Origin of the sequence: Bradyrhizobium semiaridum (assembly GCF_020329505.1) — a bacterium.
Classification (GTDB): Bacteria; Pseudomonadota; Alphaproteobacteria; order Rhizobiales; family Xanthobacteraceae; genus Bradyrhizobium; species Bradyrhizobium semiaridum.
The window spans coordinates 51,408-65,299 of the sequence record NZ_JAGKJJ010000017.1; the positions used below are offsets into that span (position 1 = coordinate 51,408).

Consider the following 13,892-nt stretch of genomic DNA (forward strand, 5'->3'; position numbering starts at 1 on the left):
TCAATCCCCGGGTCAGGCCGGCACATCGGCGAGCTTGTCGATCGCCGATTTGTGCAGGTCGCTTTGCTGCTGCAGCAGCGAGGCGATTTGGGTGTAGGTCCGCGTGATCTCGATCATGCGGCTCATCTCGACGACGGAATTGACGTTCGACTTCTCGATGAAGCCCTGGCGGATCTGCGACTTGGTCTCGGCGAGCGGCACCGCGCCTTCGCCGGCGGAGTACAGGTTGGAGCCTTCCTTCAGCAGGCGCTGGGCCTCCGCGAACGAGACGAGGCGCAGCTTGCCGCGGATCGAGTCGAGGCGGGACGTGCCCTCGAGCACGGTGATGTTGCCGTCCGGCGCGATGCTGACGTCGTGGTCGGTCTGCTGGAAGGTGATCGGGCCGGCGGTGCCGAGCACCTGGTAGCCGGAGGTCGTGACCAGCTGGCCGCGATTGTTGATCTGAAGATTGCCCTCGCGGGTATAGCGCTCGCCGGCGGGCGTCTGCACCACCAGAAAACCCTTGCCGTCGATCGCGACGTCGAGCGGGTTCTTGGTCTCCTCGGTCGGGCCCTGCGCGAAGTCGTGGAAGGTGGCGCGGTCCTGCACGAAGGAGATGCGGCGGTCCGAGGACATGAAATTGTCCTCGTGTGCGTTCGAGGCCAGATATTCCTGGAACAGCGACCGGTCGGCCTTGTAGCCGTTGGTGTTCATGTTCGCGATGTTGTTGGACACGACATCAAGCTGCCGCTCCAGCACCATCTGCTTCGATAGTCCGACCAGAAGCGCATTCTGCATCGGTGGTTCTCCCCTGTGAGGTGATCCGATGCGCCTGGCTCTCCCAAGCCGTCACGCCGGACCCGTCAGCGACCCCTTGGGCTCTCCCAAACCCTCGCGGTCACGCCGTCCTCTCAGCGAAAGCCGTGCCAACTCGAAATATGCTGATTATTGAAGTGGTTAGGTGTTTGACCGTACCAGGCGCAAGGCGGCAGAAAGGTCTTGTTGACCATGTTTGCTCGGCAGTTTTTTCCTAGTTGAAGCTAAATCCTAAGCTTCCGTTAACCATTGTTACCCTAGCGTTGACGGCAGTGGGGCGCGTGTGCGCCGGCGGCATTTGTATCGCGTCATCGGGCCAAGGCTGGGGCAATCGCGTTCGCATCCTTCCAAAACGAAGCGGGCGGGCGATGGCGGACGAGAAGACGGAAGGCGGGGAAGGCGCAGCCCCCGCGCCCAAGAAGGGCAAGCTCAAGCTGATCATCGCCGCCGTCGGCTTCCTCGTCGTAGTCGGCGCCGGCGCGGCGGGATGGTTCTTCTTCATGCGCGGACATGGCGAGGAGCAGCACGCGGAAGCGGCGCCGCCGCCGAAGCCGCCGTCCTTCGTCGACATGCCTGACATGCTGGTCAACCTGGTCGGCGCGCCCGGCGAGCGCGTGCAATATCTCAAGCTGAAGCTCGTGCTCGAGATCAAGGAAGAGAAGCAGGTCGAGCAGATCAAACCGGCGCTGCCGCGCGTCACCGACCTGTTCCAGACCTATATGCGCGAGCTGCGCCCTAGCGATCTCAACGGCTCGGCCGGCCTGTTCCGCCTCAAGGAGGAGCTGACCAAGCGCGTCAATCTCGCGCTGGCGCCCAACCAGGTGAACGCGGTGCTGTTCAAGGAAGTGGTCATCCAGTGACGGGACGGATGTAGCGCCATGGCCGGCAACGACCAGATGGACCAGGATGCCATTGCGGCACAGTGGGAGGCCTCGCTCGATTCCGAGGATCCCGTGGCCGCCGCGGAAGAGGCCGCCAAGAACGAACTCACCGAGAGCATGGCCCTGCAATGGGCGGCCATGGTCGAGGACGGCAGCCGCGATTTCGGCAGCAAGAGCACCAATGGCGAGCGCGTGCTGTCGCAGGAGGAGATCGACAATCTCCTCGGCTTCACCGTCGGCGACGTCAGCCTCGACGATCATTCCGGCATCCGCGCCATCATCGATTCCGCGATGGTGTCCTACGAGCGTCTGCCGATGCTCGAAATCGTGTTCGACCGCCTGGTCCGGTTGATGACGACCAGCCTGCGCAATTTCACCTCCGACAACGTCGAAGTTTCGCTCGACCGCATCACCTCCGTGCGTTTCGGCGACTATATGAACTCGATCCCGCTGCCGGCAGTGCTCTCGGTGTTCAAGGCGGAAGAGTGGGAGAATTTCGGCCTCGCCACCGTCGATTCAAGCCTGATCTATTCGATGATCGACGTGCTGCTCGGCGGCCGCCGCGGCCAGACCCAGCTGCGCATCGAGGGCCGGCCCTACACCACGATCGAGACCAATCTCGTCAAGCGGCTGGTCGAGGTGGTGCTGTCGGATGCCGAGCAGGCGTTCCGGCCGCTGTCGCCGGTGACGTTCTCGATCGACCGCCTGGAGACCAACCCGCGCTTTGCCGCGATCAGCCGTCCCGCCAATGCCGCGATCCTGGTGCGGCTGCGCATCGACATGGAAGACCGCGGCGGCAATATCGAATTGCTGCTGCCCTACGCCACCATCGAGCCGATCCGCAACGTGCTGTTGCAGATGTTCATGGGCGAGAAGTTCGGCCGCGACCCGATCTGGGAAGGCCACTTTGCGACTGAAGTGGCGCAGGCCGAGATCGCGGTCGAGGCGGTGCTCTACGAGGCCGAGATTCCGCTGAAGCAGCTGATGAAGCTCAAGGTCGGCGACACGCTGCCGCTCGAGATCGGCGCCGACGCCCAGGTCTCGGTGCGCTGCGGCAACGTTACCCTCACCGAGGGGCGGATGGGCCGGGTCGGCGACCGCGTCGCGATCCGCGTCACCAAGAATTTGCGTAAACCGCAAACCACCTTCGCGATGTTCGAGAAGGCGGACGAGCGAACCAAGATGATGGAGGCACCATGAGTCATGTGCTTGGACTTGCGATCGAGAGTCTGGTGGCCGTGCTGCTGATGCTGACGATCGGCTACTGCTGGCTGCTGAACAAGCGCCTGCAGCGGCTGAAAGCGGACGAGCATTCGCTGAAGGCGACGATCGCCGAACTGATCACCGCGACCGAGATCGCCGAGCGCGCGATCGGCGGGCTCAAGCATGCCGTGCGCGACGTCAACGAGGACTTGGGCAACCGGCTCGAGGCGGCGACGCAGATGTCGGTGCAGCTGAAGAACCAGCTCGCCGAGGGCGACAATGTGGTGCGCCGGCTGTCGAAGATCGCGCTGGCGGCACGGCCGGCGGAGCCGGCACCGGCCGCCGCGCCTGCGCCCGCAGCGGCCGCGCCGGCGCCCCGGCTCTCGGCCGCGCGCGCGGTTGCGGCGGCGGCTGAAGCCTTCACCGAGCGCAGGAGGGCCGGCGGCCTCGCTGCATGAAGTGGTTTCGTGACATCAGAGTGATGCCCGTCGTCCTGGTCGCGATCTTCGGCCTGATGGTGCTGAAGATCGCGGGCCTCGTGCTCGACGGCGGCTATGTGTTCGGCGACGTCGCGCAGGCGGCCGGGCCGCAGGCATCCTGGGCGCAGCAGAACTTCAACTTTCCGGGTGCGAGCAAGCCTGCCGCCGCCGATAGCAGGTTGAAGGGCGATCCCGCCGACATCACCGGCTCCGTGCACGGCAAGGAAGAAAAGAGAAAGGACGAGCCGCCGAAGCCGGCGGCTCCCGCGGCGGAGGCGTCCAAGCCTGACGGCGTGGTGATCAATCTCGATCAGCCCGCGCCGGTGCCGGCGTCCGAGCGCGCGATCCTGGAACGGCTGCAGGCGCGCCGCCAGGAGCTCGAGCAGCGCGCGCGCGAGGTCGAGATCCGCGAGAGCCTGCTGAAGGCCGCCGAGAAGCGCATCGAGGCCAAGGTCGAGGAGGCCAAGGCCAACGACGCCAAAGCCAGCGCCGACGCCGCGGCGAAGGCCGAGGCGGATGCCGCCCGCTTCAAGGGCATCGTCACGATGTACGAGAACATGAAGCCGAAGGATGCGGCAAAGGTGTTCGACCGCCTGGAGATGAACGTGCTCTACCAGATCGCCTCGCAGATCCAGCCGCGCAAGATGTCTGACATCCTTGGCCTGATGCAGCCGGAGGCTGCCGAGCGCCTCACCGTCGAGCTCGCCCGGCGGGCCAGTGGCGACAAGTCGGCCGCGGTCGAGGATCTTCCCAAGATCGAAGGCAAGCTGCTCGCGCCGAAGACGAACTGAGGGGCGGCGCGGTGCCGCAAGGCCGCAACAATCCATTGACGTTAACAGCTCCTTAACGCCGCCGATCCAAGATCGGACGGCGTTGAGCGAGGGCGCTTCGCGCTGATATGGCTGGGGTCCCGAGAAGACGTTTCGAGATGGCGCGAACGGCTGCCGCTGAAACATGGTCGCTAGGCCGCGCCTTGGCGCGGGCCGCGCGGCTGTGCCTGTTCGCGACCAGCCTTGCCGTTGCCCTCCCGGCCGCCGCGCATGCCGAGGATCCGGTGCCCGGCGTGGCGACGTTCTCCGCCGCCCACGGCTATGCCCGCCTGGTGCTGAAGCTGAAGGAAGATGTCGAGTCCGAGGTCACCACCGCCGGCTCGATCATCGTGATCCGCTTCAAGCGTCCGGTCGACATCCCCGTCGAGACGCTGATCGACGCCGTGCCCGATTATGTCGGCGGGGCACGGCGCGATCCCGACGGCTCGGCGATCCGCCTGTCGCTGGCGCGGCGCGTCACCATCAACACTATGACCGCAGGCGAGCGCATCTTCGTCGACTTCCTGCCCGACAGCTGGACCGGCCCGCCGCCGTCGCTGCCGCAGGAGGTGATCCGCGAGCTCGCCGAGCGCGCCCGTGCTGCCGAGCGGCTGCTGCGCGCCCAGCGCGCCGCCGATGCCGCCAAAAAGAAGCCGCCGCTGCGCGTGCGCGCTCTGGTGCAGCCGACCTTCGTCCGCTTCGTGTTCGAAGTGCCCGACGGCGTCGGCGTCTCGTCGGTGCTGAACGAGCAGAAGCTGACGTTGTCCTTCAATTCGGTGCTGACCTTCGACCTCGCCGACGCCAAGATCGCCGCGCCGCCGAACGTCGCCTCGATCAGCGCGCGCGCCGACACCGATACATCGGCGGTCGACATGACCTTGATCGGCGATGCCGACGTGCACTCGTTCCGCGACGAGAAGGACTACATCGTCGACGTCGCGATCCAGCAGAACGAGCCGCAGCCGCAGGCAAAGGCCACGGTCAACTCGCCGGCGCTGCGCGGCAAGAAAGGTGCGGCAATCGCGCCGGTAACGTCGGAAGCCATCGCGCGCGAGGCCAGGATCGAGATCAAGCCGGAACCGGCGAAGGCCGAGCCGCCGCAAGCCGAGCCCGCCGCCACCGAGCAGCCGGCCCAAGCGGCGCCTAAGGCGGAGCAGCCGCGATCGGAGCTGTCCAATCCGGAGTTGCCGAAGATCGCGGCCGCGCCGGCCATGCCGGTAGCGGACGACAAGGTGGCTCCCAGTGAGGCACCGAAGCCGTCAACTGCCGTTGCGGAGGCAGCCGCGACGGAGCCGCTGAAGCCGGTCGCCGCGCCGCCATCGCCTGCGAACGGCAAGCGCTCGATGGACAAGCCTTCGACGGACAAGGCTTCGGCCGACAAGCCTTCGGTCGAAGCCCAGCGTGACAGCGACGGGCTGCGCGTGTCTTTCTCATTCCCGGCGGCGACGCCGGCCGCGTTGTTCCGCCGCGCCGACACCGTATGGATGGTGTTCGACACGCCTGACGCGATCGACGTCGATCCGATCCGCGCCAAGGGCGGCTCGCTGATATCGGACGTGACGCGCGTGCCGCTGGAGATGGGGCAGGCGGTGCGCTTCCGCCTCAACCGGCCGCAGATGCCGGCGCTCGACAGCGACGACCGCTCGCGCGGCACCAGTTGGACGCTGACCTTCGCCGACCGCGTGCAGAAGCCGCCGCTGCCGCTCAACGTGCTGCGCAACATCAGCGATCCAGCCTTCGCCAATGTCAGCGTGCCGCTGGCCAATCCCGGCCAGTTGCACAAGCTCGTCGATCCCGACGCCGGCGACACGCTCTGGGTCGTCACGGCGCCGCCGCCGACCCGCGGCGTCATGAAGCGGCAGGATTTCGTCGAGCTGTCGCTGCTGGAATCGATCCACGGCGTCGTGGTTCACCCGAACGCCGACGACGTCAAGGCCGAGGTCGGCGCCGACAAGGTGACGCTCGGCCGGCCCGGCGGCCTGACGCTTTCGTCGGCCGACGTCGCCGCCGAGCGCGCCACCGCCGCGGTGAAGCCGCTGTTCGACATGGACGAGTGGCGCAAGAACCAGTCGGAGAACTTCCTCAAGCGGCTCGACAGCCTGATCGCGGCGGCGGCATCAGCCAATGCCGAGCAACTGCCGGAGGCGCGGCTCGACCTCGCCGATTTCTACATGGCGCACGGCCTGTATGACGAAGCCCACGGCGTCGCCAATCTGATCCTGTCCGAAAGCAAGCGCGGCAGCGAGGCGCCGTCGGTGGTGATGATACATGCGGTCGCCAGCATCCTGATCGGCCGTCCGGCGCAGGCCCTCAAGGACCTCGCCAATCCCGTGATCGGCAACGGCTACGACTCGCAATTGTGGAAGGGGCTGGCGTTCGCGCGCGAGGGCAAATGGGCCGAGGCACGGGAGAAGTTCAAGAACGCCGAGTTTGCGATCGCGACGCTACCGCCCGACCTGCAACGCATCATCACGATGGACTCGATGAAGGCCTCGCTCGAGGTCAAGGACTATGCCGGCGCGGCGCGGCGCAAGAGCGACCTCGACGTGGTCGGCGTCCCCGGCGAACTGAAGCCGGCGGCCGCCGTGCTGCGGGGCCGGTTGGCCGAGGCGCTCGGCCAGGAGAAGGACGCGCTCGACGCCTATAGGTTCGCCGCCAATTCGGCCGATCGCCAGGCCGCCGCCGAGGGCAAGCTGCTGGAAACCCTGCTGCGGCAGAAGCGCGGCGAGATCGGCCGCGACGACGTGCTCAAGGAACTCGAGCTGCTGTCGATGCTGTGGCGCGGCGACAGCATCGAGCTGAAGACGCTGTATGTGCTGTCTAAACTCTACGCCGAGACCGGGCGCTATGCCGATGCGTTCGCAGTGACGCGCGCCGCGACGCGGCTGCAGCCGAATGCGCCGGAATCGCGCCAGGCGCAGGACGCGGCCTCGACGCTGTTCATGCAGCTGTTCCTCGGCTCCAGAGGCGACGAGATGTCGCCGATCGACGCGCTCGGCACCTTCTACGAGTATCGCGAGCTGACCCCGATCGGCCGCCGCGGCGACGAGATGATCCGCCGTCTCGCCGACCGTCTCGTCGGCGTCGACCTGCTCGACCAGGCCGCCGATCTCCTGCAATACCAGGTCGACAAGCGGCTCGAGGGCGCGGCGCGCGCCCAGGTCGCCGCGCGCCTTGCGATGGTCTATCTGATGAACCGCAGGCCCGACCGCGCCATTGCCGCGCTGCGCTCGACAAGGATCGCCGATCTCTCCGGCGAGCTGCGCCAGCAGCGGCTGCTGCTGGAGGCGCGGGCGCAGAGCGACGTCGGCCGGCACGACCTCGCGCTCGACATCATCTCTAACATCACGGGACGCGAGGCGATCCGGCTGCGCGCCGACATCTACTGGGCGTCGCGGCACTGGCGCGAGGCCTCCGAGCAGATCGAGCTGTATTACGCCGACCGCTGGCGCGATTTCACCCCGCTCAATGCCGGCGAGAAGGCGGACGTCATCCGCGCCGTGGTCGGCTATGCCCTCGCCGAGGACGCCATCGGGCTGTCGCGGTTCCGCGAGAAATACGCGCCGCTGATGTCGGGCGATGCCGACAAGCTGGCGTTCGAAGCGGCCAGCAAGCCGGTTGCGACCTCGAGCGCCGAGTTCGCTCAGATCGCGCGGATGGCCGCCAGTGTCGACACGCTCGACGGCTTCATCCGCGAGATGAAGTCGCGCTTCGGCGACGCCACCGCCCGCGCGCCGCTGGCCGACCCGGTCACGACCGGATCGCTGCCGGACCAGCCGAAGGTCGAGCCCATCAGCGTGCTGCCGGCCATCAGGGGCGAGCGCCGCGCCAGCGCGTCACAGTAGTGCCCCCTCGACAGGCGGCTGCCAAATCGGCAACCTTGTCCTGGATTGCAAGCCGCCGGGGAGGATGCCGTCACCATGTCGAGACCGATCAAGACCGAAGCCGAACTCATCGCGATGGCGCGTGCCGAGTTGAAGGTGCATTCCGATTGCCCCGACGGCATCAACATCTCCGTGCTGCGCGACGGCGACAGCTGGGAATTCCGCGCCAGTGCCGACGAGGCCACGATCGCAAAACCCGGCTATCCCGAATGCGTCGCGATGCTGGTGCAGATCGGCGACCATCTCAGCAAGCAGTATGACGTGAAGGAGTAGCGGCGGCGCGGAGCGGGGGAGCGATGGACCGCATCGACGCCATGAAGGTCTTCGTCGCGGCGGTCGACGAGGGCAGCCTTGCGGGAGCCGGGCGGCGGTTGCGGCGGTCGCCGGCCGCGGTGAGCCGGGCGATCGCCTTCCTCGAGCATCATGTCGGCGCCGAGCTGCTTCATCGCACCACACGGTCGCTGAAGCTGAGCGAGGCCGGTCAGCGCTATGCGACGGCGTGCCGGCGCATCCTCAGCGAGCTCGAGGAGGCCGACATATCGGCCGGCGGCGAGCGCAGCGCGCCGCGCGGCACGCTGACCATCACAGCACCCGTGGTCGTGGGCGAAGATGTGTTGCGGCCGGTGCTCGACGCCTTCATGACCGACCATCCGGCGGTCACGGTGCGGCTCGTGATGCTCGACCGCACCGTCAACCTGATCGACGAGGGCATCGACGTCGCGCTGCGCATCGCCCATCTCGCCGATTCCAACTTCGTGGCGATCAAGCTCGGCGAAGTGCGCCGTGTGGTTGCCGCATCGCCGGGCTATCTCGCGCAGCATCCCGTGATCGGCGAGCCCGCGGACCTCGCCAAGCACCAGATCATCGCGATGACGCATTTCGGGCTGGATTCCTGGAGCTTTCCGCCGGCCGCGAAGTCGAAGGTCGCGCGCGCGGTCCAGTTCGCGCCGCGGCTGGTCGTCAATACCGTGCGCGCCGCGGTCGCCTCGGTTACCGAAGGGCACGGCGTGACGCGGCTGTTCTCCTATCACATCGCCGAGGAGATCCGCGACGGGCGGCTGCAGATCCTGCTCGCCAAGGACGAGCATCCGCCGCTGCCGGTACATCTCTTGGCGCCGCAGGGCCGCTTCGACGTGCCGAAGGTGCGCGCCTTCGTCGATTTTGCGGCGCCGCGGCTGAAGCGCTATTTCGAGCAGCTGTCGCGCGAGGCCAGCAAGGCCGGCGTCAGTCGTTCGCGGCGCGGAAGAGTGTCTGCCGAATAGCGGGCATTCGCGCGGAAAGCGGACGTATCTAGTTTGCTCTCCATCGAGGCGGTGCCGATGCCGCTTCAGCAACAGATGGAGAGAAATCATGGGTGCAGAGCAGAAGGTCGCCATCGTTACCGGCGCATCGCAGGGGCTCGGCGAAGCCATCGTCAGGGGCTATCGCGACCGCAACTATCGCGTCATTGCCAATTCCCGCAGCATCAAGCCGTCGACCGAAAGCGATGTGATGGCGATCGCCGGCGACATCTCCGACCCCGCGACCGCCGAGCGCATCGTGGCGCAGACGCTGGATCGTTTCGGCCGCATCGATACGCTGGTCAACAATGCCGGCATCTTCATCGCCAAGCCGTTCGCCGATTACACCGACCAGGACTACGCGCAGGTGCTGGCGACCAACCTCAACGGCTTCTTTTATATCACCCGCCGCGTCGCCAAGGAGATGGAGAAGCAGGGCTCCGGGCATATCGTCCAGATCACGACCAGCCTGGTCGATCACGCCAACAGCAGCGTGCCCTCGGTGCTGGCCTCGCTGACCAAGGGCGGCCTAAACGCCGCGACCAAGTCGCTCGCGATCGAATACGCCAGCAAGGGCATCCGCGTGAATGCGGTGTCGCCCGGCGTGATCAAGACCCCGATGCACGCGCCTGCGACGCATGACTTCCTCGCCAAGCTGCATCCTGTGCAGCGGATGGGCGAGGCGAAGGACATCGTCGATGCCGTGCTGTTCCTGGAGAACGCAGGCTTCGTCACCGGTGAGATCCTGCATGTCGACGGCGGCCAGAGCGCCGGTCACTGACCGAGGGGGCCGCCATGCCGATCGTCACCATTCAGGTCACGCGAGAGGGGACGGCGCCGGGCGCGTCGTCCACCACGCGCGAGCAGAAGGCCGCGCTGATCAAGGGCGTCAGCGAACTATTGCGCGACGTGCTCGGCAAGCCGACGGAATCGACCTTCGTCGTCATCGAGGAAGTCGACACCGACAATTGGGGCTGGGGCGGATTGCCCGCGCTCGATTACCGCAAGAAGCTCGCCGCGGCCGCCGCCTCGCCAACGCCTTCGACATGACGGTCTTCGTCAATTCGATCTGACGCCTCTCCCGACGGGAGAGGTTTTCTACCGCCATCGCTGCGAACGATCGCTGCGATCGGAACTAATCATTTTTCACGAACTGCCGAAGGGCCTATCGCCATGTCGATGTCCGCCAATGTCGACGATCACTGCCGTCAGCATGCCGCTCACCAGAACGCAGGCACGCCGCTGTGGCTCGCCGCGGCGGCTGGACTGTGCGCCTCGCTGGTCGGGCTCGGGCTGGCGCGTTTTGCCTACACGCCGCTGATCCCGGCGCTGATCGCGGCCAGGTGGTTCACGCCGGCGGAAGCGGTCTATCTCGGCGCCGCGAACCTCGCCGGCTATCTTGCCGGCGCGCTGATCGCGCGCGATCTCGGCGCGCGAATCGGACAAGTTTGGGCACTGCGCAGCATGATGGCGCTCGCCGCGGTCACCTGCTTCGCGTCTGCCGTGCCGATCTCGTTCATCTGGTTCTTCGGCATCCGCTTTCTCGCTGGTGTCAGCGGCGCCGTTATCATGGTCCTCGCGGCAACGACGATCCTGCCACACACTGCGGCAAGCAAGCGCGGCCTGGTCGGTGGCGTGATCTTCGCCGGTGTCGGGCTCGGCATCGCCGCGTCGGGCACGCTGGTGCCGCTGCTGCTGCAGCAGGGCGTCAAGCAGGCTTGGTATGGCCTTGGCGTGCTCTCGGCGGTGCTGACGCTGCTCAGCTGGAAGGCGTGGCCCACCGGGACGCCGGCCGCGCATGGCGGCGAAACGCATCATGCCGCGGCGCATGGCGTGCGCTCGCCGTTCCTGATCGCGCTGTGCGTCGAATACGGCCTCAATGCGCTGGCGCTGGTGCCGCACATGGTGTTCCTGGTGGATTTCGTGGCGCGCGGGCTCGGGCAGGGGATTTCTGCCGGCTCGCGTTACTGGGTGCTGTATGGCCTCGGCGCGGTTGTCGGCCCGCTCTTGACCGGGCATCTCGCCGACCGCGCAGGCTTTGCCGCGGCGCTACGTGTTGCCTTCCTGATCGAGGCCATTGCGGTCGCAATGCCCGCGGCAAGCGCGTCGCCGGCGGCGCTGATCGTCTCGAGCATCATCGTCGGCGGCTTCACGCCCGGCATCGTGCCGCTGGTGATCGGCCGCATCCACGAGCTGATCCCGCATTCCGCTGCAAGCCAGCGCGCCGCCTGGGCGCAGGCGACGACGACCTTCGCGCTGTTCCAGGCCGCGGGCGCCTACGGACTGTCCTATCTGTTTGCGCGCAGCGGCGGCGACTATGCGCTGCTGTTCGTGATCGGCGCCGTTGCGGTGGTCGCAGCGCTGGCAATCGAGCTGGTCGGCGTCGTCGCGACGCGGCGTTAGCGAAGTTTCTGTGCCAGCACCGCGACGAAGCGGTCGACATCCGCTTCGTCGTTGAAGACATGCGGCGAGATCCGCATCCGGCCGAGCCGCGGCGCGACATAGATGTTCTCGGCGGCAAGGCGTGCGATCAGATCCTTCGAGACGCCGCCGGCGACGCCGAGGCTGAGGATATGCGGCGCCCGTACGCGGCGGTCAAGCATGTCGAAGCCGAGCTCGCGCACCCCGTCGGCGATCCGCTGGGTGAGCATCGCGAGCCGTTGGCTGATCGCCGCAGTGCCCCATCCGGCCATCATCTCCATGCCGATCGAGGCCATCTCCAGCGAGATGAAGTAGTCGCGCTCGCCCATGTCGTAACGCTGCGCGTTGTCGACATAGCCGAGATCGCCGAAATAGACCGGGTTCTCGGAGTTGACGTTGCGGCGGCCGGAAGAGGTCTGCTCCAGCGGCACGCCGCCCTGGTGGCGCTTCGCCACGTAGAGGAAGGCACGGCCGTAGGGGCCGACCAGCCATTTGTAGGTCGGGAACAGCACCGCGTCGGGATCGAGCTGCTTCACATCCATCGCGATGACGCCCGCGCTCTGCGTCGCGTCGATCACGAACATCGCGCCGTGCCGCCGCAGCGCCGCCTGCACGCGGTCGACGTCGATCATGCCGCCGTCCGACCAGTGCACCGACGAGATCGAGGCGAGGCCGACCGGCGGCGCGCCGGGCCGCTCGATCGCGGCCGATACCGCCGATGTCCAGTCGCCGTCGGAAGGCTGGCGCACGGTCTCGACGACAAAGCCCTGCGCCTCGGCGCGGCCATACCATTCCAGCACCGGCGAGGAATGATCGTTCTCCAGCACGATGACGCGGGTGCCGCGCGGGATCGTCAGCACTTTCGCCATCGTCGCCACGCCATAGCTTATCGCCGGGATCAGCGCGATGTCGTCGCCGTCGGCATTGATCAACCGCGCCGCCGCGCTGCGCACACGCTCGTACTGGCGGTGCGCAAAGCCCGCATCCAGCGTCCACGGCCGGCCTTTGCGTCCGACCGCCGCGCGGCCGGCCTCCTGCGTTGTCAGCGGTAGCGGGCTGTACGACGCCGAATTCAGGTAGCAGACGTCGCGCGGGACATCGAACAGGTCGCGTTGTGAAGGAAGCATGTCGTCTCGTGGTGCTCGTTGTGCGGATGATGGCCTGCTGCGCGCCGTCACCCGTCGTACTGATCCGGTCCCATCGCCCATGGCGACTGCTCGTGGCCGTGGGCGAAGGTGCGGTTGGTCTGCGCCGGGTTGCGGTTGATCAGCGGCCGCAGATACATCGGGTGCGTCGCGCTACGCATCTCGTGCTCGACGGTGAACAGGTGCCTGCCGTCGGCGGGATCGACGATATCGCAGAAGCGGTACTGGTACTGATTGTCCTCGCGCGAGATGAGGCCGCGCTGGCGCAGCCGGTTGTAGGGGCCGGAGAAGTCGGTGATGTAGATCTGGACGTGGTGGCCGTCGAACTCCGGCTGCGCCTCGTCGCTCTCGCGGAATTGCAGATGCTGGTCCTTGCCGACCTTTGCACGCGCAACGACGCCGCCGCTGTTCGCAAGGCTCGCCGGGATGCCCAAAACTTCCGGATAGAACCGGCTGATCGCCTCGGCGGTGCCGCGCGGCACGTCGAACTCGACATAGGGAATGCCGAGCGTGATGCGGCCGAAGCGCGGGGCGTCGGGCTCGTAGCAACGCAGCCGGTTGCCCCAGGGACAGGTGACCTCGACATGGTCGTTGTGCGCGCGATAGGCGAACGCGCTGCCCTCGAGCCTGGGTGCGACCGACGCAAGCCGCGCCAGCAGCGCCTCCCGTCCGGCGATCACGATCCCCGTATGCCCGCGCAGCACCTGCGGCCGCCCCGTCGGCAGATGAAACTGGCTGCGGCCGACATTCACCCACATGTTGCTGTCGGACACCATCAGATAGGGATCGCGCGTCAGCCCGATCCCGGCGACATAGAACAGCGTGGCGAGGCGCTGGTCGGGCACCTGCACGTTAACGTGCTCGAGATGGATGGAATTGCCGAGATCTTCTGCGGCGCGGTCGAACGGCTGCTGCATGGACGCTCATCCCTCGGATGCGGTGCCGCGCATGATAGTGCAACGCCGCGCCCGATCCAGCGCGGAGTCCATGAGCGT

13 protein-coding genes are annotated in these 13,892 nt (G+C 66.9%); 10 read left to right on the plus strand and 3 right to left on the minus strand.

The annotated features are described in order from the left end of the window. Nucleotides 1-12: 12 nt before the first annotated feature. Nucleotides 13-777, minus strand: coding sequence for a flagellar basal-body rod protein FlgF (gene flgF, locus J6500_RS19710; protein ID WP_225714349.1), 765 nt, complete (start codon nucleotides 775-777; stop codon nucleotides 13-15). A gap of 386 nt (nucleotides 778-1,163) precedes the next feature. On the opposite strand from flgF, the gene fliL reads away from it, so the two are divergent. The 10 genes from fliL to J6500_RS19760 all read left to right on the plus strand — a co-directional run bounded on the left by fliL (nucleotide 1,164) and on the right by J6500_RS19760 (nucleotide 11,734). Then, the gene (gene fliL / locus J6500_RS19715) at nucleotides 1,164-1,655 is read left to right on the plus strand and encodes a flagellar basal body-associated protein FliL (RefSeq protein WP_225714350.1); all 492 of its coding nucleotides are present in this window, start codon (nucleotides 1,164-1,166) and stop codon (nucleotides 1,653-1,655) included. Between the two features lie 18 nt (nucleotides 1,656-1,673). Further along, nucleotides 1,674-2,876 (plus strand): flagellar motor switch protein FliM, encoded by a 1,203-nt coding sequence (fliM, locus tag J6500_RS19720; protein ID WP_225714351.1) that lies wholly within the window; start codon nucleotides 1,674-1,676, stop codon nucleotides 2,874-2,876. Beyond that, nucleotides 2,873-3,337 (plus strand): DUF6468 domain-containing protein, encoded by a 465-nt coding sequence (locus tag J6500_RS19725; RefSeq protein WP_225714352.1) that lies wholly within the window; start codon nucleotides 2,873-2,875, stop codon nucleotides 3,335-3,337. Before fliM ends, J6500_RS19725 begins: the two co-directional genes overlap by 4 nt. Continuing rightward, the gene (locus J6500_RS19730; RefSeq protein ID WP_225714353.1) at nucleotides 3,334-4,149 is read left to right on the plus strand and encodes a MotE family protein; all 816 of its coding nucleotides are present in this window, start codon (nucleotides 3,334-3,336) and stop codon (nucleotides 4,147-4,149) included. Before J6500_RS19725 ends, J6500_RS19730 begins: the two co-directional genes overlap by 4 nt. Before the next feature lie 137 nt (nucleotides 4,150-4,286). Then, nucleotides 4,287-8,012 carry a tetratricopeptide repeat protein gene (locus tag J6500_RS19735; protein ID WP_225714354.1) on the plus strand — a complete coding sequence of 1,242 codons (3,726 nt, stop codon included), beginning with the start codon at nucleotides 4,287-4,289 and terminating at the stop codon, nucleotides 8,010-8,012. 75 nt (nucleotides 8,013-8,087) lie between these two features. After that, nucleotides 8,088-8,324: a hypothetical protein gene (locus J6500_RS19740; RefSeq protein ID WP_225714355.1), complete on the plus strand. Its 237-nt coding sequence runs from the start codon at nucleotides 8,088-8,090 to the stop codon at nucleotides 8,322-8,324. Between the two features lie 23 nt (nucleotides 8,325-8,347). Beyond that, the gene (locus J6500_RS19745; RefSeq protein WP_225714356.1) at nucleotides 8,348-9,313 is read left to right on the plus strand and encodes a LysR family transcriptional regulator; all 966 of its coding nucleotides are present in this window, start codon (nucleotides 8,348-8,350) and stop codon (nucleotides 9,311-9,313) included. A gap of 88 nt (nucleotides 9,314-9,401) precedes the next feature. Further along, nucleotides 9,402-10,112: an SDR family NAD(P)-dependent oxidoreductase gene (locus J6500_RS19750; RefSeq protein WP_225714357.1), complete on the plus strand. Its 711-nt coding sequence runs from the start codon at nucleotides 9,402-9,404 to the stop codon at nucleotides 10,110-10,112. Nucleotides 10,113-10,126: 14 nt separating this feature from the next. Continuing rightward, complete coding sequence (locus tag J6500_RS19755; RefSeq protein WP_225714358.1) at nucleotides 10,127-10,381, plus strand: tautomerase family protein; 255 nt, start codon at nucleotides 10,127-10,129, stop codon at nucleotides 10,379-10,381. A 123-nt stretch (nucleotides 10,382-10,504) separates the two neighbouring features. Next, the gene (locus J6500_RS19760) at nucleotides 10,505-11,734 is read left to right on the plus strand and encodes a YbfB/YjiJ family MFS transporter (RefSeq protein ID WP_225714359.1); all 1,230 of its coding nucleotides are present in this window, start codon (nucleotides 10,505-10,507) and stop codon (nucleotides 11,732-11,734) included. Here J6500_RS19760 and J6500_RS19765 read toward each other — a convergent pair. Together J6500_RS19765 and J6500_RS19770 are read right to left on the minus strand one after the other, a co-directional pair. Then, nucleotides 11,731-12,879 (minus strand): aminotransferase class V-fold PLP-dependent enzyme, encoded by a 1,149-nt coding sequence (locus J6500_RS19765; RefSeq protein WP_225714360.1) that lies wholly within the window; start codon nucleotides 12,877-12,879, stop codon nucleotides 11,731-11,733. The genes J6500_RS19760 and J6500_RS19765 overlap by 4 nt on opposite strands. Nucleotides 12,880-12,926: 47 nt before the next feature. Further along, nucleotides 12,927-13,814 (minus strand): hypothetical protein, encoded by an 888-nt coding sequence (locus J6500_RS19770; RefSeq protein ID WP_225714361.1) that lies wholly within the window; start codon nucleotides 13,812-13,814, stop codon nucleotides 12,927-12,929. Between the last annotated feature and the right edge of the window lie 78 nt (nucleotides 13,815-13,892).